General features: G+C 69.6%; 19 protein-coding genes. 12 read left to right on the top strand and 7 right to left on the bottom strand.

Annotated features, from left to right (window positions below; genetic code table 11):
• Nucleotides 1–52: 52 nt before the first annotated feature.
• Complete coding sequence (locus ACFWNN_RS35940) at nucleotides 53–1402, bottom strand: DUF349 domain-containing protein (protein WP_382444410.1); 1350 nt, start codon at nucleotides 1400–1402, stop codon at nucleotides 53–55.
• A 171-nt stretch (nucleotides 1403–1573) separates the two neighbouring features.
• Here ACFWNN_RS35940 and ACFWNN_RS35935 point away from each other — a divergent pair, with 171 nt between their 5' ends.
• From ACFWNN_RS35935 to dapF, 3 genes are read left to right on the top strand one after another with little or no spacing between them, the layout of a single operon-like run.
• Nucleotides 1574–2254: a hypothetical protein gene (locus tag ACFWNN_RS35935; RefSeq protein ID WP_382444409.1), complete on the top strand. Its 681-nt coding sequence runs from the start codon at nucleotides 1574–1576 to the stop codon at nucleotides 2252–2254.
• Nucleotides 2251–3165: a tRNA (adenosine(37)-N6)-dimethylallyltransferase MiaA gene (gene miaA / locus ACFWNN_RS35930; RefSeq protein ID WP_382444408.1), complete on the top strand. Its 915-nt coding sequence runs from the start codon at nucleotides 2251–2253 to the stop codon at nucleotides 3163–3165. Before ACFWNN_RS35935 ends, miaA begins: the two co-directional genes overlap by 4 nt.
• The gene (gene dapF, locus ACFWNN_RS35925) at nucleotides 3153–3959 is read left to right on the top strand and encodes a diaminopimelate epimerase (protein WP_382444407.1); all 807 of its coding nucleotides are present in this window, start codon (nucleotides 3153–3155) and stop codon (nucleotides 3957–3959) included. The genes miaA and dapF overlap by 13 nt, the downstream gene beginning before the upstream one ends.
• A 22-nt stretch (nucleotides 3960–3981) precedes the next feature.
• On the opposite strand, the gene ACFWNN_RS35920 is transcribed toward dapF, so the two are convergent.
• Entirely contained in the window at nucleotides 3982–4863 is an 882-nt protein-coding gene (locus tag ACFWNN_RS35920) for an SMP-30/gluconolactonase/LRE family protein (protein ID WP_382444406.1), read from the bottom strand.
• Nucleotides 4856–6097, bottom strand: coding sequence for an MFS transporter (locus ACFWNN_RS35915; protein ID WP_382444405.1), 1242 nt, complete (start codon nucleotides 6095–6097; stop codon nucleotides 4856–4858). Before ACFWNN_RS35915 ends, ACFWNN_RS35920 begins: the two co-directional genes overlap by 8 nt.
• Before the next feature lie 54 nt (nucleotides 6098–6151).
• Here ACFWNN_RS35915 and ACFWNN_RS35910 point away from each other — a divergent pair, with 54 nt between their 5' ends.
• From ACFWNN_RS35910 to ACFWNN_RS35900, 3 genes are read left to right on the top strand one after another with little or no spacing between them, the layout of a single operon-like run.
• The gene (locus ACFWNN_RS35910; protein ID WP_382444404.1) at nucleotides 6152–6652 is read left to right on the top strand and encodes an ArsR/SmtB family transcription factor; all 501 of its coding nucleotides are present in this window, start codon (nucleotides 6152–6154) and stop codon (nucleotides 6650–6652) included.
• Nucleotides 6653–6677: 25 nt separating this feature from the next.
• Nucleotides 6678–8141, top strand: coding sequence for a GTPase HflX (gene hflX, locus ACFWNN_RS35905; RefSeq protein WP_382444403.1), 1464 nt, complete (start codon nucleotides 6678–6680; stop codon nucleotides 8139–8141).
• The gene (locus ACFWNN_RS35900; RefSeq protein WP_382444402.1) at nucleotides 8138–9091 is read left to right on the top strand and encodes a hypothetical protein; all 954 of its coding nucleotides are present in this window, start codon (nucleotides 8138–8140) and stop codon (nucleotides 9089–9091) included. Before hflX ends, ACFWNN_RS35900 begins: the two co-directional genes overlap by 4 nt.
• Before the next feature lie 77 nt (nucleotides 9092–9168).
• Here ACFWNN_RS35900 and lexA read toward each other — a convergent pair whose 3' ends face one another.
• On the bottom strand, nucleotides 9169–9846 hold the full coding sequence (gene lexA / locus ACFWNN_RS35895) for a transcriptional repressor LexA (protein ID WP_382444411.1): 678 nt from the start codon (nucleotides 9844–9846) through the stop codon (nucleotides 9169–9171).
• Nucleotides 9847–10068: 222 nt separating this feature from the next.
• On the opposite strand from lexA, the gene ACFWNN_RS35890 reads away from it, so the two are divergent.
• The 3 genes from ACFWNN_RS35890 to ACFWNN_RS35880 all read left to right on the top strand — a co-directional run bounded on the left by ACFWNN_RS35890 (nucleotide 10069) and on the right by ACFWNN_RS35880 (nucleotide 13989).
• A complete protein-coding gene (locus tag ACFWNN_RS35890) occupies nucleotides 10069–10353 on the top strand; it encodes a hypothetical protein (protein WP_382444401.1) in 285 nt (94 codons plus the stop codon).
• Nucleotides 10354–10625: 272 nt separating this feature from the next.
• On the top strand, nucleotides 10626–11096 hold the full coding sequence (gene nrdR, locus ACFWNN_RS35885; protein WP_089924179.1) for a transcriptional regulator NrdR: 471 nt from the start codon (nucleotides 10626–10628) through the stop codon (nucleotides 11094–11096).
• A 64-nt stretch (nucleotides 11097–11160) separates the two neighbouring features.
• Nucleotides 11161–13989: a vitamin B12-dependent ribonucleotide reductase gene (locus ACFWNN_RS35880; RefSeq protein ID WP_382444400.1), complete on the top strand. Its 2829-nt coding sequence runs from the start codon at nucleotides 11161–11163 to the stop codon at nucleotides 13987–13989.
• Nucleotides 13990–14050: 61 nt separating this feature from the next.
• On the opposite strand, the gene ACFWNN_RS35875 is transcribed toward ACFWNN_RS35880, so the two are convergent.
• Nucleotides 14051–14650: an HNH endonuclease gene (locus tag ACFWNN_RS35875; RefSeq protein ID WP_382444399.1), complete on the bottom strand. Its 600-nt coding sequence runs from the start codon at nucleotides 14648–14650 to the stop codon at nucleotides 14051–14053.
• On the bottom strand, nucleotides 14647–15168 hold the full coding sequence (locus tag ACFWNN_RS35870; protein WP_382444398.1) for an HNH endonuclease: 522 nt from the start codon (nucleotides 15166–15168) through the stop codon (nucleotides 14647–14649). Before ACFWNN_RS35870 ends, ACFWNN_RS35875 begins: the two co-directional genes overlap by 4 nt.
• A 98-nt stretch (nucleotides 15169–15266) precedes the next feature.
• Between ACFWNN_RS35870 and ACFWNN_RS35865 the strand changes: the two genes are divergently transcribed.
• The gene (locus tag ACFWNN_RS35865; protein ID WP_382444397.1) at nucleotides 15267–15818 is read left to right on the top strand and encodes a hypothetical protein; all 552 of its coding nucleotides are present in this window, start codon (nucleotides 15267–15269) and stop codon (nucleotides 15816–15818) included.
• Here the strand turns inward: ACFWNN_RS35865 and ACFWNN_RS35860 are convergent.
• Nucleotides 15793–16590: a LysR family transcriptional regulator gene (locus ACFWNN_RS35860; protein WP_382444396.1), complete on the bottom strand. Its 798-nt coding sequence runs from the start codon at nucleotides 16588–16590 to the stop codon at nucleotides 15793–15795. The two genes, ACFWNN_RS35865 and ACFWNN_RS35860, sit on opposite strands and share 26 nt — an antisense overlap.
• A 37-nt stretch (nucleotides 16591–16627) precedes the next feature.
• On the opposite strand from ACFWNN_RS35860, the gene ACFWNN_RS35855 reads away from it, so the two are divergent.
• A complete protein-coding gene (locus ACFWNN_RS35855; protein WP_382444395.1) occupies nucleotides 16628–17524 on the top strand; it encodes an ADP-ribosylglycohydrolase family protein in 897 nt (298 codons plus the stop codon).
• 87 nt (nucleotides 17525–17611) lie between these two features.
• A complete protein-coding gene (locus ACFWNN_RS35850; RefSeq protein ID WP_382444394.1) occupies nucleotides 17612–20110 on the top strand; it encodes a PEP/pyruvate-binding domain-containing protein in 2499 nt (832 codons plus the stop codon).
• Nucleotides 20111–20124 lie beyond the last annotated feature (14 nt).

Below are 20124 nucleotides of genomic sequence, written 5' to 3'. Positions count from 1 at the left end.
GCCCGAGAGCCCCTCTTCCGCGTGGAAGAGGGGCTCTCGGGCGTTAGAGCCTCTAGCGGGTCGCCAGGGCCTGCTCAGCGGCGGCGAGCCACTCGCGCCACTGGGCGGCCTGCGCCTCGGCCTGCTCGGTGCGGCGCTTGTCGCCCGCGGCACGGGCCTTGGCGGCCTGGGCCTCGAACTGCTCGACGCGCTCGCGGAACTGGGCCACGCGGGCCTCGGCCTCGGGGTCGGACCGGCGCCACTGGGCGTCGACCGCGCCGCGGACCCGCTCCTCGATGGTGCGGAGCTTGCCCTCGAGCTCGCGGATGCGCTCCCTCGGCACCTTGCCGATCGCGTCCCAGCGCTCCTGGATCTTGTAGAGCGCCGCGCGCGCCGACTCGAGGTCGGTCGACGGGTCGATGCCCTCGGCCTCGGCGAGCAGCTCTTCCTTGAGCTTCGCGTTGGCCGAGAACTCGGCGTCCCGCTCGCTGAACGCCTCGGAGCGCTTCTGGAAGAACGCGTCCTGCGCCGCCCGGAACCGCTGCCACAGGGCGTCGTCGGCCTCCTTGGGCGCACGCCCGGCGGCCTTCCACTCGACCATCAGCTCCTTGTAACGACCGGCCGTGGGGCCCCAGTCGTCGGAGTCGATGAGCTTCTCGGCCTCGTCGACGAGCGCCTGCTTGGAGGTCTTCGCGACCGAGCGCTGGCGGTCGAGGTCCGCGAAGTGCGAGCCGCGACGGCGGTTGAACGCGTCCCTGGCCTTGGAGAACCGGCGCCACAGCTGCTCGTCGGTCTTGCGGTCGACGCCGCGGATGGTCTTCCACTCGTCGAGGATCTGCCGCAGCCGGTCGCCCGCGACCTTCCACTGCGTCGACTCGTTGGCGATGGACTCCGCCTCGTCGACGAGCGCCTGCTTGCGCTGCACGGACTGGGCGCGGGCGGCCTCCTTGGCCTCCTTCGCCTTCTCCATGCCGGCCTCGGCCCGCTCCAGCACGTGCTCGACGCGGGCGGCCAGCGCCTTGAGGTCACCGACGACGGCGGCCTCGGCCAGCTGCTCCTTGACGTGCTTCGCGCTGGTCAGGGCGTGCTTGGGGTCGCCGGCGCCGGACGCGAGCCGGGAGACCAGCAGCTCGACCTCGGTGCGCAGGTCGTCGAAGCGCCGCGCGAAGTGCGCGAGACCCTCGACCGGCTCACCGGCCTGCCACGACCCGACAGCGCGTTCGCCGTCCTCGGTCTTCACGTACACGGTGCCGTCGGCGTCCACGCGCCCCCAGCGGTCAGGGTGGTCCGACGCCACGGGGACGGCCGGGGTGCCCGCCTGCGCCGGCGTCTCCTTCGGCGTGTTTTCGACCCCACCCTCGGCTGCACCCTCGACCGGTGCGGTCTCCGCCACGGCCTGCGGTGTGCTGTCCTGCTCCGACATCGCCGGTTCCTCCCGTCTGACGCCCGTGCCTGCCACGGGCGCCCCGCCGCCAGGCGGGGCCGATGCAATACGGGCGCTGGAGGGTCTCCCGTCCCCAGTTCCCCGCGCGCATTCAAACAGGTCAGAGCTCGACTCGGTACTGGGAGTCCACGATAGGTAGCCTCGTTCGTTGTGATCACCCGCGCTGCGGTGGTGCCGCACCCGCCTCTTCTGGTGCCAGAACTGGTGTCCGGCGCCGCTTTGGAAACCGAGTCCGTGCGCGCCGCAACCCTTGCGGCAGCAGGGAAACTGCCCGGTCCGTGGATCGCCGTCGCGGTCGGCGACGGAGGGCGCGCGACGTACGCGCCGCCGTTGTCGGGAAGTTTTCTCGGTTATGGGGTCGATGTGCGGGCGTCACTCGGCGGTGACGTGCCTCCGGACGCCACGATTCCGTTGCCAGTGCTAATCACCGCGTGGCTGCGGGAACGCTGCGCGGTCGAGGTGTCACGCGTTGAACTCGTTCCCCGTGACCTGCCCGTTTCCGACTGTGTCTCGTTTGGACAACAACTCGCCGCCGAGGACTGCGGGCTGTTGATCCTCGGTGACGGATCGACGCGGCACGGCCCGCGTTCGCCCGGAGCGGACGACGAGCGTTCGGGACCTTTCGACTCCTTGGTCCACAGTTCGCTGGCGGGCGCCGATGTGGACGGCCTGCTCGGCCTGGACGTCGCGCTGGCCGCCGAGCTGGGGGCACAGGGGCGTGCCGCGTGGCAGGTCCTCGCCGGGGTGCCCGGCCCGTGGGTCTGTTCGTCCGCCGAGTTCTTCGCACCGTTCGGCGTGGGTTACCACGTCGCTGTCTGGGAGCGCCCGTGACCACGATTGTTCCGATCGCCGTCGTCGGCCCCACGGCCACCGGCAAGTCCGACCTGGCCGTCGCGCTGGCCGAGCGGTTCGGGGGAGAGGTCGTCAACGCCGACGCCATGCAGCTCTACCGGGGCATGGACATCGGCACGGCCAAGATGCCGCTCGCCGAACGCCGCGGGGTGCCGCACCACCTGTTCGACGTCCTGTCGGTCACCGAGACCGCGTCCGTCGCCGCCTACCAGCGCGAGACCAGGGCCGTCGTCGAGTCGTTGCTGGCCGCCGGTCGCGTGCCGGTGCTCGTCGGAGGTTCGGGACTTTACGTCCAGGCCGTTCTCGACGACCTGAAGTTCCCCGGCACCGACGACGCCGTGCGCCTGCGGTTCGAGTCCGAGCTGGCCTCGGCCGGCTCCGAGGCGTTGCACCGGCGCCTGCAGGAGCTCGACCCGGCCGCCGCGATCGCGATCCTGCCGTCCAACGGCCGCCGCATCGTGCGCGCGCTGGAGGTCATCGAACTGACCGGGCAGCCGTTCTCCGCGAACCTCCCGAAGCCCGGCCCCGCGCGTTACGGCACCGTCCAGATCGGCGTGGACCGCGAGGTGTCCGAACTGGACTCGCGCGTCGACCAGCGGGTGGACGCGATGTTCGCGGCGGGCCTCGAGGACGAGGTGCGCGCGCTGGTCCGGATCGGCCTGCGCGACGGCAGGACCGCCTCCCGCGCGCTCGGCTACCAGCAGGTGCTGTCCGCAATGGACGGAGCCTGCACGATCGACTTCGCCGCCGAGGAGACCAAACGCGCCACCCGCCGGTTCGTGCGCCGCCAGCGTTCCTGGTTCCGGCGTGACCAGCGCATCACCTGGCTCGACGGCGCCGACCCGGATCTTTTGACCGCCGCCGGTAACCTTGTCCCGTGGAGTTCGTGAAGGGGCACGGCACGGAGAACGACTTCGTCGTCCTGCCCGACCTCGATGACCAGCTGGACCTGACCGTCGCGCGCGTCCAGGCGTTGTGCGACCGCCAGCGAGGCCTCGGCGCGGACGGCGTGCTGCGCGTGGTGCGCACCGACGGCAAGTGGTTCATGGACTACCGCAACGCCGACGGTTCCATCGCCGAGATGTGCGGCAACGGCCTGCGCGTCTTCGCCCGCTACCTGGTCGACGCCGGTCACCAGGAGCAGGGCGAGTTCGTCGTGGCCACCCGCGCGGGCGACCGCGTCGTGACCACCCACCCGGACGGCTCCGTCACGAACGACATGGGCCCCGCCCGCGTCACCGGCACGTCCATCGCCGCCGTCGAGGGCACCGGCATCGGCGGCTTCGCGGTCGACGTCGGCAACCCGCACCTGGCCTGCGTCACCGATACCCCGGTCGACACGTTCGACCTCACCGTGCCCCCCGGCTTCGACCCGGTGATGTTCTCGCACGGCGTGAACGTGGAACTGATCAACGTCCTCGACGCCTCGCCCGACCGCGGCGCCCTGCGCATGCGCGTCTACGAACGCGGCGTCGGCGAGACCCGCTCGTGCGGCACCGGCACCGTCGCGTCCGTCGCCTCGTGGCTCGCGGGCCAGGGCCGCACGACGGGGTCGGCGACCGTCGACGTCCTCGGCGGTCAGGTCTTCGTGACCATCGAACCGACGACGTCGACCCTCACCGGCCCGGCCGTCCTCGTCGCTCGCGGCGAACTCGACAAGTCCTGGTGGGACGCCCTCGCGTAACTGATATATCGGCTCCGATATATCAGTTGAGTTCGAAGACCTCGATCTTGCCGAGCCGCTCCGGCTTGACCACCGACGGGTTCGAGTCGGGCGCCGTCAGACAAACCAGTTGGTCGCCGACGACCGCGACGGAGAACACCGTCTGCGTCGTCTCGACCCGGTGCGTGATCGTGCCGCCCCGCGTCACCCGGAACGCCGCGGGCTGCAACGCCGCCGCCACCCACACGCCGTCGCCGTCGGCGGCGATGCCGTCCGGGGCGATCCCGTACTCCTTCACGTCGGCCCACAGCTCGCGGCCTCGCAACGACCCGTCGAGGTCGACCGAGAACGAGGTGAGCTTGAACGCGACGGTCTCGGCGACGACGAGGACCGTGCCGCTTTCCGACTGACCGGTTGGATCGGGCAGGAGAGCCATGCCGTTCGGGAACTTGAGGTCCTCGGCGACGACGCCGACGGAGCCGTCGGGCCGCACGAGCGCGAGCGCCGCGCCGAGCGGGTCGAAGTCGGGTTCGAGCAGGCGCGCGATGCCGACGTCGTCGATCAGGCCGTGCAGGTCGAAGCCGAAGTTGCCGACGTACGCGCGGCCCTCGGCGTCGACGAGCATGTCGTTGGCGTGGAAGGTCGCGACATCCGATATATCAGCGTGAACGACCAGTTGGCCGCCTTCGAGCCGGCGGACCGTCCGGTCGAGCATCGAGACGACGAGCAGGCGTCCGTCGGGCAGCCAGCCGAGGCCCGAGGGCTGGCCGTCGAACGCGACGACGACCTCGTCGTCACCGGTCGCCAGGTCGAGGGCGTGCACCTCGCCCGCGTAGAAGTCCGAGTAGTAGAGGCGCCCGTCGGGACCGCGCCGTGGCCCCTCACCGAAGTGAAGACCTTCCCGCACAACCTTCGTGTCAGCCATGCGCCTCGACGCTAGCCGTGGTCGGCAGGTCCCGCATAGTCCGCAACGGCGAGAGCAGCACCCACACCATCCCGCCCACGGACCCGACCAGCGACACCCACAGCGTCGGCACGATCCCGATCCACGTGCCGAGCCCGCCGCCCAGCAGCGCGCCCAGCGGCGTCGCGCCCCACACCACCCAGCGGATGGAGGCGTTCATCCGGCCGAGCAGGTGGTCGGGGCAGATCGCCTGCCGGTAGCTCACCTGGCCGACGTTGTAGACGACGACACCGAACGTGCTCACCGCGAGCGCCACCATCGGCAGCACCAGGCCCCAGCCGTCCGAGATGAACGGCAGCGTCAGGGTGAACGGCCAGGTCAGCGCCGGGACGAGCCAGATCATCCTGGCCTGCCCGACGAGCAGGCCGATCTTGTAGGCGAACGCCGCGCCGAGCACGCCGCCGACCCCGCCCGCGCTCAGCACGAGTCCCGCGGTGCCCTCGTTCAGCCCCACCGTCTGCAGCAGGAAGAGGATCATCACGGCGTTCTGGATGCCGTGGAAGAAGTTCGACGTGCCGGTGCAGGCCACGATCATGCGCAGGGTGACGTTGCCGAAGACGAACCGCAGCCCCTCCGCGATCTCGCGGCGCAGGTGCGGGTCGGGGTGCCGTTCCGGCGCCGGCTCGACCGTCCTGATCCGGACCAGGAAGAACGCCGAGCTCAGGTACCCGAGCCCGGTCGCGAGGACGCTGTTCGCCGCCCCCAGGAACTGGGCCGCGTACCCGCCGATCGCGGGCCCGGACACCTCCGCCACCGACAGGCTGGCCTGGAGCTTCGAGTTGCCCTCGACGAGCTGGCCGCGACCGACCAGCGACGGCAGGTACGACTGGTAGGCGACGTCGAAGAACACCGTGCACACGCCCACGGCGAGGCTCACCACGACGAGCTGGGTCAGTCCGAGCAGCCCCAGCCACCACGCGATCGGCACGCTCACCATCAGCGCGGCACGGGCGACGTCCATCGCGATCATCAGCGGCCTGCGGCGCATCCGGTCGACCCACACGCCGGCGGGCAGCCCGATCACCAGGAACGCCATCGTGCTCGCCGCGGCGAGCAGCCCCATCTCGAACGGTGTCGCGTTCAGCACACCCGCCGCGAGCAGCGGGACGACCGTCATGCCGACGTTCGCGCCGAACTGGCTGATGGTGTCGCCCATCCAGAGCCTGCGGAAGTCGGGGTGCCCCCAAAGCGCCATGCCGGGGAGTCTGCGCCAAGTGATTGGAAACTGTCAATCACTTACACTGGGCACGTGCCACTCTCCCGGAAACGACGGCCCGCGACGAGCGAGGAAGCCGCGGCGCTGAGCTCTGAGCTGCGGATTCGGATGATCCGGATGACGTTCGACCGCCCGCTCACCAACAAGGAGCTCGCCGAACGCCTCGGCAAGGACCCCGCCACGACGCTGCACCACGTCCGCAAGCTCGTCGCCGCCGGGTTCCTCGAGGCGCTGCCGCCACGCGTGGGCAACCGGGGGGCGAAAGAGATCCCCTATCGGTCGACAGGGCTGTCCTGGCAGCTCGACAACAGCGAAAATGCGGTCGCCGTCGGCGAGGCGATGTTGCACGCTTTCCTCGGCGAGGTTGCCGACATCGGGCTCAGTGACGTGGATCAGAGCCGTCTGGTCGTCACCGTCGACCCCGAGGAACTAAAGCAGCGGCTCGCGTCGTTGACGGATGAGCTGGCCGCGCAACCGGTCAAGCCGGATGTTCCCCGTGTGGCGATCTACCTCGCGGTGTATCCGGGGGACTGACAGTCCGTGGGACGATGAAGGGCAAATGACGGAAAACATCCAGAGCACAGAGTTCGACCCCGAGTTCGACGCCACGTGGGACGAGGAGGAAGACTTCTCGACCGGCGACTTCGAACGCGCCGAGCGTGCCGCGCTGCGCCGCGTGGCGGGGTTGTCGACCGAGCTTGAGGACGTCACCGAGGTCGAGTACCGCCAGCTTCGCCTGGAGCGGGTCGTGCTCGTCGGGGTGTGGACCGAGGGCACCGCGGCGGACTCCGACGCGTCGATGGCCGAGCTCGCCCGCCTCGCCGAGACCGCGGGTTCCGAGGTGCTCGAAGGCGTCGTGCAGCGCCGGGACAAGCCGGACGCCGCGACGTACATCGGGTCGGGCAAGGTCTCCGAGCTGCGTGACGTCGTGCAGTCGACCGGCGCCGACACGGTGATCTGCGACGGCGAGCTCTCGCCCGGCCAGCTGCGTCAGCTGGAGGAGAAGCTCAAGGTCAAGGTCATCGACCGCACCGCGCTGATCCTGGACATCTTCGCGCAGCACGCGCAGTCCAAGGAGGGCAAGGCGCAGGTCGAGCTGGCGCAGCTGCAGTACCTGATGCCGCGTCTGCGCGGCTGGGGTGAGTCGCTGTCGAGGCAGGCCGGTGGTCGTGCCGGCGGCGGCAACGGCGGTGTGGGTCTGCGCGGTCCCGGTGAGACCAAGATCGAGACCGACCGCCGCCGGATCCGCGCGCGCATCGCCAAGCTGCGCCGCGAGATCGCCGCGATCGGTGTCGTCCGCGAGACCAAGCGGGGCCGCCGCACGGCGAACGAGATCCCGAGCGTCGCCATCGCGGGCTACACCAACGCGGGCAAGTCGTCGCTGCTCAACGCACTGACGGGCGCGGGCGTGCTGGTGGAGGACGCGCTGTTCGCCACCCTCGACCCGACGACCCGCCGCGCGCTGACGCCCGAAGGCCTGCCGTACACGCTGACGGACACGGTCGGCTTCGTCCGGCACTTGCCGCACCAGCTGGTCGAGGCGTTCCGCTCCACGTTGGAGGAGGTCGGCGGCTCCGACCTGCTCGTGCACGTGGTCGACGGGTCCGACGGCATGCCGGAGAAGCAGGTCAAGGCCGTGCGCGAGGTCCTCGCCGAGATCAACGAGGAGTCCGGCACGCCGATGCCGCGCGAGCTGCTCGTCGTGAACAAGATCGACGCGGTGGGCGACCTGGGCATGGCGCGGCTGCGTCACCTGTTCCCGGACGCGTCGTTCGTCTCGGCGCACGCGGGCGTCGGCATCGAGGAGCTGCGGGTCCGCATCTCCGAGCTGATGCCGCGTCCCGAGGTCGTGGTCGAGGCGCTCGTCCCGTACGCGCGCGGCGAGGTCGTGGCCCGCGTGCACCGCGACGGCGAGGTGCTGTCCGAGAAGCACACGGAGTCGGGCACGCTGCTCAGCGCCCGCGTGCGCCCGGACCTCGCCGGCGTCCTCGAGGAGTTCGCGACGAACGGAACGCCTGCTTGATCCCGCCTCCACCCGTGGACGTGTGCCCGGTAGAAATGCAGGAGCTCTCCGGGCTCACGTCCAACGGCACCGAGTTCTTCGCCGTCAGCGACAGCGACAACGGCACGTTGCGCATCCAGGTCATGGGCCGCGACTGCGTCGTGAAGCGCACGATCACCGCGCCCGTCGACCCGTTCGACGTCGAGGACCTCGCGATGACGCCGGACGGCACCCTCTGGGCGTCCGACACCGGCGACAACGGCAAGTCCCGCCCCACGGTCGCCCTGCACAAGGTCTCGCCTTCGGGCGCCGTGGAGCGGTACCGCCTGACCTACCCGGACGGCAAGCACGACGCCGAGGCGCTGCTCATCGACAAGTCCGGCACCCCGTACATCGTCACCAAGGAACCTCTCGGCTCCGCACTGGTATATCGCCCGACCGGCCCGCTCCGAACCGATATATCAGTTCCGATGGAGCAGGTCGCCCGCGTGTCGCTGTCGACGACGGACACCCCGGGCGGCCCCCTCGAAGGCACCCTCGACTCCCGCCTGGTGACCGGTGCCGCCCAGACCGCCGACGGCTCCGTCATCGCCCTGCGCACCTACACCGACGCGTACCTCTACCCGGTCCCCGACGGCGACATCGTCAAGGCCCTGTCCGGCGATCCGGTCCGCGTCCCCCTGCCGAACGAACCCCAGGGCGAGGCCGTCGCCTTCGACCCGGACGGCACCCTGCTCTCCGCCTCGGAAGGCGTGGGCACCCCGATCCGAGCGGTGCCCGGCGCCGCCGCCCTGGCCCAGCCACCCCCGCCGACGACGACCACGCCCCCGCCCGCGGCGGCCGAGCAGCAGTCGACGTCGTCGGAAGCCCCGGCCAACTCCTGGCAGAACTGGCCCCTGGCCCTCACCCTGGGCGGCCTCGTGCTCGTCGCCGCCCTGGTCATCGGCCTGCGCCTGCGCCGCCGTGTCTGATCCCCGGGCCTGAACGCACGACGATGCCCCGGCACTGATATCCGATATATCAGTGCCGGGGCATCGCTGTGTCCGAGTTACGGAAGGCGCCTGAGCACGGTCACGACCTTGCCCAGGATGGTGGCCTCGTCGCCGTTGATCGGCTGGTAGGCCGGGTTGTGCGGCATCAGCCACACGTGGCCGTCCTTGCGCTTGAACGTCTTCACGGTCGCCTCGCCGTCGATCATGGCGGCGACGATCTCGCCCTGGTCGGCGGTGGGCTGCTTGCGGATCACGACCCAGTCGCCGTCGGTGATCGCGGCGTCGATCATCGAGTCACCGACGACGCGCAGCAGGAACAGCTCGCCCTCGCCGACGATCTCGCGCGGCAGCGGGAACACGTCCTCGATCGACTCCTCCGCCAGGATCGGGCCACCGGCGGCGATCCGGCCGACCATCGGCACGTACGCGGGCGTCGGCTTGTGCATCGGGTCGAGACCGGGGTCGATCTCGTTGGGCAGCATGCCGACCGCGCGCGGGCGGTTCGGGTCGCGGCGCAGGAAGCCCTTCCGCTCCAGCGCGCGCAGCTGGTAGGCGACCGACGAGGTCGACGTCAGGCCCACGGCCTCGCCGATCTCGCGCACGCTCGGCGGGTAACCGAAACGGTCGACCCAGTCGCGAATCACGTCGAGCACCTTGCGCTGACGCAAAGTCAGGCCGGCGTTTCCCGCGATCTCGCTTACCTCTGTCTCCACAAGAGCGGGGTCCGGGTCGATCGTCTTGCCTGCCACGGTCGCTGTCCTCCTCGCCGCCCCCAGTTCGAATGGGATTCCGGCCTCCGTCGATCTTCGTGGTCGACGGTAGTCGTGTTTGCTGCACAGATCAAACACCTGTTCGAGGTATTTGGGCGCGTGTTGTGGCGTTCGGAGAGCGGGTCTGGTAGAAATTCGCACGGACGTTCGATCGAACCCCTGTTCGATCAAGGTGGCTGACCTGCGATGGAGGTCGTGATGGCGGTTCTCGTCGAGAAGCGGTTGCGCGTAGTCGAAGACGCGGACGTCGCAGCGGGACGCCCACTCCGTTCGGGTCCCCGGGTCATGCCGCGGCGCCCCGCGACGAGGCCGCACCCGGTCGTGGTTCCCGCGAAACGCGAGTCGAGCTCGTGCGAGGTCCGGCCCCAGCGCGAGTCGTTGTTCGAACTGATCGCGGTCGGCGTCTTGAGCGCACTCACGGTGGTCGCGCTCGGCGTGCTCTACCTACAGCAGGCGGGGGTCACCCCGTAGGCCTGCCCCTACATCTTGTGTTTCGCCGCCCGCCGTGACGTGAACGCTCCGTCACGGGCGGGCTTTTTTGCGTAATCGCCGCTGATCGTCGGCGGTTCGCCCAACAGGGTGACGCGCGACGCGCCGTGTCGAGTTGCGTCCGCGTCCGCAGAGATCTAGTTTCTACCCCTACATCTAGTGGTTGCACCGTTGTAAGTAGTCCACAGGTTGTGGGTAACCCGACCAGTGTGGCTGCTGCGATGGGTGCTGCGCGGGGGAAGGGGTGAGGTGGCGTGCGGTGTCCGTTCTGCCGCCATTCGGACTCGCGGGTGGTCGACTCCCGCGAGGTCGACGAGGGACAGGTGATCCGTCGTCGGCGCTCCTGCAACAGCTGCAGCCGCCGGTTCACCACGGTCGAAGAAGCGGTTCTCGCCGTGGTCAAGCGCTCCGGCGTGACGGAGCCTTTCAGCCGCGACAAGGTGGTCGTCGGCGTGCGCAGGGCGTGCCAGGGCCGCCCGGTCGACGAGGACGCGTTCCAGGTGCTCGCACAGCAGGTGGAAGAGTCGATCCGGTCGACGGGGTGCGCGGAGATCGCGAGCCACGAGGTGGGCCTTGCCATTCTCGGCCCCCTGCGCGAACTCGACGAGGTCGCTTATCTGCGCTTCGCGAGCGTTTACAGGTCCTTCTCGTCCGTCGAGGACTTCGAGAAGGAAATTCTTGATCTTCGCACTGCGAGGGCCGAGGAAGCACCGGCCGAGCAGTGATCCGCGCGCACTTAAGCGCGTGCAGAAACCATCTTTCTAAGCACCAGCACGAGGGAGATCCACCGTGACCGAGACCGTCGGCGGCTCAGCCAAGAAGACAGCCGCACGGGCGGCTGCCAAGCCTGCCGCGCTGAAGGTCCAGCGCGTCTACACCACCGAAGGCCGCCACCCCTATGACGAGGTCACGTGGGAGCGCCGCGACGTCGTCATGACGAACTGGCGCGACGGCTCGGTGAACTTCGAGCAGCGCGGTGTCGAGTTCCCCGAGTCGTGGTCGGTGAACGCCACCAACATCGTCACCAGCAAGTACTTCCGCGGTGCCGTCGGCAGCGACAAGCGCGAGCAGTCGCTGCGCCAGCTGATCGACCGCGTCGTGAAGACCTACGTGGGCGCCGGCAAGGAGCACGGCTACTTCACGGGCGAGCAGGACGCCGAGATCTTCGAGCACGAGCTCACCTACATGCTTCTGCACCAGGTGTTCAGCTTCAACTCGCCGGTGTGGTTCAACGTCGGCACGAGCTCGCCGCAGCAGGTCAGCGCGTGCTTCATCCTCGCGGTCGACGACACGATGGAGTCGATCCTCAACTGGTACCGCGAGGAGGGCCTGATCTTCAAGGGCGGCTCCGGTGCCGGCCTGAACCTCTCGCGCATCCGCTCGTCGAAGGAGCTGCTGTCCTCCGGCGGCACCGCGTCGGGCCCGGTGTCGTTCATGCGCGGCGCCGACGCGTCCGCGGGCACCATCAAGTCCGGTGGCGCCACCCGCCGCGCGGCCAAGATGGTCGTCCTCGACGTCGACCACCCGGACGTCGTCGAGTTCATCGAGACCAAGGCGCGCGAAGAGGACAAGATCCGCGCCCTGCGCGACGCCGGGTTCGACATGGACCTCGGCGGCGCGGACATCGTGTCCGTGCAGTACCAGAACGCGAACAACTCGATCCGTGTGTCGGACGAGTTCATGCACGCGTACGAGAGCGGCGGCGACTTCGGTCTGCGCGGCCGTCAGACCGGCGAGGTCATCGAGCGCATCGACGCCAAGGAGCTGTTCGGCAAGCTCGCCAAGGCCGCGTGGGAGTGCGCCGACCCCGGCATCCAGTACGACGACACGATCAACGACTGGCACACCTGCCCCGAGTCGGGCCGCATCACCGCGTCCAACCCGTGCTCGGAGTACATGCACCTGGACAACTCCAGCTGCAACCTCGCGTCGCTCAACCTGATGAAGTTCCTCGGCACCGACGGCAAGTTCGACGCCGTCACGTTCGCCAAGGCCGTCGAGCTGATCATCACCGCGATGGACATCTCGATCTGCTTCGCGGACTTCCCGACCGAGCCGATCGCGGACACCACCCGCAAGTTCCGCCAGCTCGGCATCGGCTACGCCAACCTCGGCGCGCTGCTGATGGCGACCGGCCACGCGTACGACTCCGAGGGCGGCCGCGCGCTCGCCGCGACCATCACCTCGCTGATGACCGGTGTCTCGTACCGCCGTTCCGCGGAGCTCGCGGGCTTCGTCGGCGCCTACGACGGCTACAAGCGCAACGCCACCGCGCACCAGCGCGTCATGCGCAAGCACGCCGCCGCGAACGACCTGATCCGCACCTACCACGCGAACGACTCGGCGGTGCACAAGGTCGCGACCGAGGCCTGGCAGCAGGCGCTGGAGATCGGCGCGAAGAACGGCTGGCGCAACGCCCAGGCGTCCGTGCTGGCCCCCACCGGCACCATCGGCCTGATGATGGACTGCGACACCACCGGTATCGAGCCGGACCTGGCCCTGGTCAAGTTCAAGAAGCTCGTCGGCGGCGGCTCGATGCAGATCGTCAACCAGACGGTGCCGCGCGCGCTGAAGGCCCTCGGCTACCTGGACGAGCAGATCGAGGCGATCGTCGAGTTCATCGGCGAGCACGGCCACGTCGTCGACGCGCCGGGCCTGCGCCGCGAGCACTACGAGGTCTTCGACTGCGCCATGGGCGAGCGTTCCATCGCGCCCATGGGTCACGTGCGGATGATGGCGGCGACCCAGCCGTTCCTGTCCGGCGCGATCTCCAAGACCGTCAACATGCCGGAGACGGCGACGGTCGAGGACGTCGAGGAGATCTACTACCAGGGCTGGAAGCTCGGCCTGAAGGCGCTCGCGATCTACCGCGACAACTGCAAGGTCGGCCAGCCGCTGTCGGCGGGCAAGGGCGCCAAGGCGACCGAGGAGAAGAAGGCCTCGGAGACCGTCGTCGAGTACCGCCCGGTCCGCAAGCGCCTGCCGAAGAAGCGCCCGTCGCAGACCGTGTCGTTCACGGTCGGTGGCGCCGAGGGCTACCTGCACGCCGGTTCGTACCCGGACAACGGCCTCGGCGAGATCTTCGTCAAGCTCGGCAAGCAGGGCTCCACGCTGGCCGGCGTGATGGACGCGTTCTCGATGTCGATCTCGGTGGGCCTGCAGTACGGCATCCCGCTCGAGTTCTACGTCTCGAAGTTCCAGAACCTGCGCTTCGAGCCGGCGGGCATGACCGACGACCCGGACGTCCGCATCGCCACCTCGGTGCTCGACTACCTGTTCCGCCGCCTGGCGCTCGACTACCTGCCGTACGACAAGCGCGCGCAGCTCGGCATCTTCACCGCCGACGAGCGTTCGGCGCAGGTCGCGGGCGAGTACGGCGCCCCGGCGTCGTCCGACGTGGACCTCGAGGGCCTGCGCGGCTCGGTCGAGGCAGCGCCGAAGCAGGTCGAGGCGTCCGTCGAGACGCCGAAGCAGGTGGGCAGCTCGACCGAGCTGCTGGAGCTGCACCTGGGCAAGGCCGCGGACGCGCCGCTGTGCATGACCTGTGGCACGAAGATGCGCCCGGCCGGCTCGTGCTACTTGTGCGAGGGCTGCGGCAGCACCTCCGGCTGCAGCTGATCGATGACCGCTTGCCGGCCGAGGAACGCTTTCCTCGGCCGGCAAGCGGCGATCACCGAGGTCAGAACAAGCTCTTGCGAGCCCGCGCCACCGGTGCGTCGGGGAGCGTCACTCCGTGGCGGTCAGCCACCTTCTTCTCGGCTTCCGCGATGACGCAGGCCAACGTCGACGGGTTGAGCCGGCCTTCTCCGAAGTGGATGACGGCCTTCTCGAACTCGCCGTCCAGGGCGGTGTCGAAGTCGGCTGCCAGGGTGCGACCGTCGACTCCAGCGTTCCGGACGCACTCCAACGGCTTCCTGCCGAACATGACCTCGAACTCCTCGAAGCCGCGGATCGTCCAGTACGTCTCGTAGAGGGGGACGTTGGTCGCGCGCAGCCAACGCCACATGTACTGGGGATCCTCATGGTTCGGCGCCTCGCGGTGGCATCGGCCGCACAACAGCACGAGGTTGTCCGGGGTGTTCGGGCCGCCGAGCGACGCGGGCACGATGTGGCACTTCTCGAGGCGTGCCCGGTAGGCACAGCGCCAGCAGCGCTCGTGAGCTTCGCTCCAGTCGACCCCGAAGCCGCACTCGTCCTCGACTTCGCACCAGTAGTCGACGATCTGCCTGTTGGTGACGGTTACGCGGTCTGCCCGTCGCTGACCCTTGGCGTGCGTCACGGCAGCGTGATGCCGTGCCGGTCCGCCAGCTTCTTCTCGATCTCCGCGATCACGCACGCGATCGTCGACGGGTTGAGCCGCCCCTCCCCGAACCGCACGACGGTCTTCGCGAACTCGTCCGCCGCCAGCGCCCGGCACTCGGCGTTCAGCGAGCGGTGGTCGACCCCGGCCTCCTGGAAGCACTCCAGCGGCTTGCGGCCGAAGATGACCTCGAACTCCTCCCAGCCGCGCAACGTCCAGTAGGTGTCGAACGACGCCGTCGCCGTCGCCCGCAGCCACCGCCACAGGTACCGCGGGTCCACGTGGCTCGGCGATTCGCTGACGCAGCGCCCGCACAGCAGCACGACGTTGTCCGTGGTGCGGCTGCCGCCCATGGACGCGGGCACTACGAGGTGTTGCTCCAGTGAGGACCTGTAACCGCAGCGCCAGCATCTCTCGTGTGCGGTGCCCCAGTCGATGACGAGGTCGACCTCGTGCTCGACCCAGTACGCGACGATCTGCTGGTTGCTGATGCGCATGTGATCCTTCCCCAGGTGTTGCCTCCCCTGTCGGTGACGAAGGCGATTCCGTTTCACCCACTCGCAACTGATAGAACATCTCGCAGTAAGGGGGAGAGATGCCTTCGTTCGACGACTTGCGCCGGTACCTGCTCGGTCAGCTCAACGCCGCTGTCCGGCGTCCCGGCATGTACGGCGGTGAGGCGGTGATCCTCACCCTGCTCGACGCGCTGGCGTTCGCCGACGACCGCACGGACCGGTGGCAGAACGAGCTCGACGCGCTGGTGAAGCGCGGCGCCGCCAACGCGGCGATGGTGAGCGGCGCGGTGCACGAGGCGCTCGGCCACCGCAGCGAGGACGTCATGGCGTCGGTGTACGCGGACCTCGCGCACCGGCAGGGCTGGCTGAGCCTCGACGCCGACAGCCGCATCCCCGGCGTGCTGGGGGAGCGGGACTGCCTGCTCGACGACGTCATCGCCGAGTACGGCGAGCCGCCGCTGTGGCTGGGCGGCACGAACCCGAAGTACTCGAAGACGCTCGGCTACCCGGACCGCTCGGGCGCGCTGGTGTTCTTCCACTTCATGCCGGAGCTGCGGCTGATGGCGACCCGGCGCGGCGACGGCGGCTTCCGCGACAGCTTCGTCTTCACGCCCGCGGGGCTGGCTCGCTGACGATCTCGGCGAACTCGGCGATCAACGGCGTGTGGCGGTGCGCCGCCCACGCCAGCACGACCTCGTTCGGCGCGATGTCCGAGATCGGCACGTGCGTGAGGTCCTCTCGCGAGTAGAACACCGCCGTCGACAACGGCAACACGGCCACACCGCCGTGCATCGCGACGTGCTCCAGCTTCTCCTCGACGGACCGGATACCCGGCGTGGTGTCGTGCCGCACGAGACGTTCGCCGGCGAGGTCGGACTCCAGCACGCTCTCCTTGCCCGCCAACCGATGCGAAGCAGGCACCACCGCAACGCGCGGCTCGGTGAACAACGGCACGCACCGAAGGCCATCCAAAGGCACGGGCAGCCGCACGTACCCGACGTCCGCCCGCCCGTCGTGGATCACCTCGACCTGGTCGTCCCACGTCGTGCGCAGCACGTCGATCCGCATGCCGGGATGCCGCGCCGCCAGTACCCGCACCGCGGGCGTGACGATCAACCCCGGCATGAACCCGACGGTGAACGAGTCCGTCCCCACGCGCCGCAGCAAAGCCGAAGCCTGCGCGAGCAACGGCCGTGCGTCGTCCAGCAGCCGCACGCCCGCAGGGGCCAGCACGGTGCCCGCAGACGAACGGTCGAAGAGCTGCGCGCCCAGCTCGGCCTCCAAAGCACGGATCTGCCGCGACAACACCGGCTGCGCGATGTGCAGGGCCTCGGCGGCGCGCCCGAAGTTCAGATGCTCCGCGACCGCGACGAAGTATCGAAGCTTGCGGAGGTCCAAATCCATGTGACCAGCGTAGGCCAGACCGGTAAAATCGCAGGTGATGCGCATAGTTCTGCACACTCGTGCGCGCCTGGACCTCGCATACGCCTCGCTCGACGGCCTCTCCGTCGGCGACGCTCTGGGCGCTCAGTTCTTCATGGTCGGCCGCTCGTTGCCCGACCTCGTGGCCGGCAAGCCGCCACGGGGCCCGTGGGAGTGGACCGACGACACCGAAATGGCCTGCAACCTCGTCGCCGAACTGCGTGACCACGGCGAAGTCGACCAGACGAGGCTCGCCACCGCGTTCGCCGAACGCTGCGAGCCCTACCGCGGCTACGGCGCGGGAGCGTTCACCATCCTGCGCAAGATTCGCCAGGGAACGCCCTGGAAGGAAGCGGCCTCCAGCGCGTTCAACGGCCAGGGCTCGTGCGGCAACGGCGCCGCGATGCGGATCGCACCACTGGGCGCGTACTTCGCCGACGACCCGGAAACCGTGACGGCACAGGCGATCCGGGCCAGCGAGGTGACGCACCAGCACCCCGAGGGCGTCATGGGCGGCCTCGCCGTGGCGCACGCGTCGGCGATCGCGGCCAGGGCACGGCTGACCGGCACGCCACCGCGCGACCTGCTCGGCACGGTCCTGGAGCACCTCGAAGACTCGTTCGTGCGCAAGGGGATCGAGAAGGCGCGCAAGATCGACAACGCCGAGGAGGCTGCCTACGTGCTCGGCAACGGCTCGCGCGTGACGGCGCAGGACACCGTGCCGTTCACGCTCTGGGTCGCCGCCCACCACCTCGGCGACTACGAGGCCGCGGTCACCGCCTGCGTCCGGGCGGGTGGTGACATCGACACGACGGCCGCGATCGTCGGTGGCGTCGTCGCGCACCCGCCGGAGGCGTGGCGGCGCGAACGTGAGCCGCTGCCCGACTGGGTGGACCGCGCTGACCAGGACGTTTGACCCGACAGCGGTGATTTATTCATCACGTGTTGAGTTTTTGGCCGAACCCTCGTAACCTCCTCTTCAGGCGGAACCTGGAGGGGTGCCATGACGTTCACGATCGGCTTCAAGTCCATCGACGGCACGATGCTCGCGACCGTGGGCGGCAAGGCCGCGAACCTCGGTGAGCTCACCAGGGCCGGCCTGTCCGTCCCGCAGGGCTTCTGCGTCACCACGGACGCCTACCGCGAGGTGGCGGAGGCCGACGCGCTGGCCGCCACCACGCCGGAGAACGCCCGCAGGACGCTGCTGGAAACCCCTGTGCCGCAGGAGATCCGGGACGCGATCGTCGCCGGGTACCGCGAGCTCGGCGACGACGTGCCCGTGGCCGTGAGATCGAGCGCGACGGCGGAGGACCTGCCGTTCGCGAGCTTCGCGGGCCAGCAGGACACGTTCCTCAACGTCGTGGGCGAGGACGCGGTGGTCGACGCCGTGCGCCGCTGCTGGGCGTCGCTGTGGACGGACCGCGCCGTCAGCTACCGCGACACGAACGGCATCGACCACACCACCACCTACCTGGCCGTTGTCGTGCAACGGATGGTGCAGTCCGCGGTGTCCGGCGTGATGTTCACGGCGAACCCGGTCACCGGCACGCGCGACCAGATCGTCATCGACGCGAGCCCCGGCCTCGGCGAGGCCGTCGTGTCCGGTGCCGTCAACCCCGACCACTTCGTCGTCGACGGCACCGAGATCGTCGAGAAACGGCTGGGGGACAAGAAGTTCGTCATCCGCTCGCTGCCCGGTGGCGGCACCGAGCACGTCGACGTCGGCGAGAGCGGCGAGCAGTGCCTCACCGACGGCCAGATCCACGCGCTCGCCGTCCTCGGCCGCAAGGTGCAGGCGCACTACGGGTCGCCGCAGGACGCCGAGTGGGCGATCGACGACGACGGCGAGCTCCACCTCACCCAGGCGCGCCCGATCACGACGCTGTTCCCGTTGCCGGACAACCCCGACGGCGGCGCGCACGCCTACTTCTGCTTCAGCCTCGCGCAGGGCCTCGAACGCCCGATCACGCCGATGGGCCGCGCGGTGTTCCGGGAGATCGCCAAGTCCGCCTTCGAGATCGTCATCGGCGATCCGACGAGTCAGTCCTATGTGGAGAACGGCGAGCGCATCTTCTTCGACGTCACCAAGGTGTTGCGCAGCAAGGTCGGCCGCGAGTTCGTCACGCGCCTGCTCGGCGTGATGGAGGCGCGTTCCTCCGAGGTGCTGCGCGGCCTGTTCGACGACCCGAGGTTCGCCATCAGGAGCACCTCGCCGACGCCCGCGTTGCGGCGCGTGTTCCGGCTCGCGCGGCGGTTCCACCTGCCCGTCACGGCGGCGAAAGCCCTGGTGAACCCCGAGAAGGCCGTGCGGACCGCGCTGCTGATGGAACGCGACGTCCTGGAGAAGTCCGCTCAGCTCACGATCGAACAGGCGCTGCGCCAGTGCGTCGTGCCGGTGCTGCCGAGGCTCGCGCCGACCGCGTTGATCGGGTTCGCGATGCTCGGCCTGGTCGGCAAGGTCGTGCGGACGAAGCCGGGGGAGCTGCAGACCGTGCTGCGCGGCCTGCCGAACAACATCACCACCGAGATGGACATGGCGATGTGGGAGCTGGCGCAGGAGATCCGCCGCGATCCCGTCGCGCTGCGACAGTTCCAAGACGGCGAACGGCCGGCCGCGCTCGACCGGTTCCTCGCGCGGTGGGGGCACCGGGCCGTCGCCGAGATCGACCTGGGCCTGCCGCGGTGGTCCGACGACCCGGCGCACGTCGTCGGCGTCGTCAGGAACTTCCTGCGGCTGGACGGCGAGCAGGCGCACCCCGACGCGGTCTTCGCGCGGGGCGCCGCCGAGGCCGAGGCGATGATCGAGACCCTGGCCAGGCGGGCGTGGGGACGTGGCTGGTTCGTGCGCTTCGCGTTGCGCCGCACCAGGTTGCTCGCCGGCCTGCGGGAGTACCCGAAGTACCTGATCATCACGTTGTTCGGCGCGCTGAGGAAGCGCGTCGCCGCCATCGGCTCCGAGCTCGTCGCCGCAGACCGCCTGGACACCGTGGACGACGTGTACTTCCTGAATCTCGAGGAAATGCGGTCGGAGCAAGGAGATCTGCGCCCGCTGGTGGCGCGGCGGCGTGAGGTCTACGACCGCGAGATGCGGCGCAGGCACATCCCGCGCGTGCTGCTGTCCGACGGCACGGAACCCGAGGCGGTGCACCACGGCGCCCCCGTCGAGGGCGATCTCGTCGGCACGCCGGCGTCGGCGGGCACGATCACCGGCGTCGCGCGCGTCGTCATGGACCCCGTCGGCGCGCACCTCGAACCCGGCGAGATCCTCGTGGCGCCGTCGACCGATCCCGGGTGGACACCGCTGTTCCTGACGGCGGGCGGCCTGGTGATGGAGATGGGCGGCGCGAACTCGCACGGTGCCGTGGTGGCGCGGGAGTACGGGATTCCGGCGGTCGTGGGCGTGCGCGAGGCCGTGACGCGGATCAGGACGGGGGAGTGGATCACCGTGGACGGCAGCACCGGAGCGGTGACCACGGCCGGCTCGCCCGTTGAGGTCTCGTGACGGGCGCCGGACGC

The organism is Lentzea sp. NPDC058450 (genome assembly GCF_042721395.1).
Classification (GTDB): domain Bacteria; phylum Actinomycetota; class Actinomycetes; order Mycobacteriales; family Pseudonocardiaceae; genus Lentzea.
Note: the sequence above shows the minus strand (reverse complement) of the source record. Positions and strands in the feature narration are given on the sequence as shown.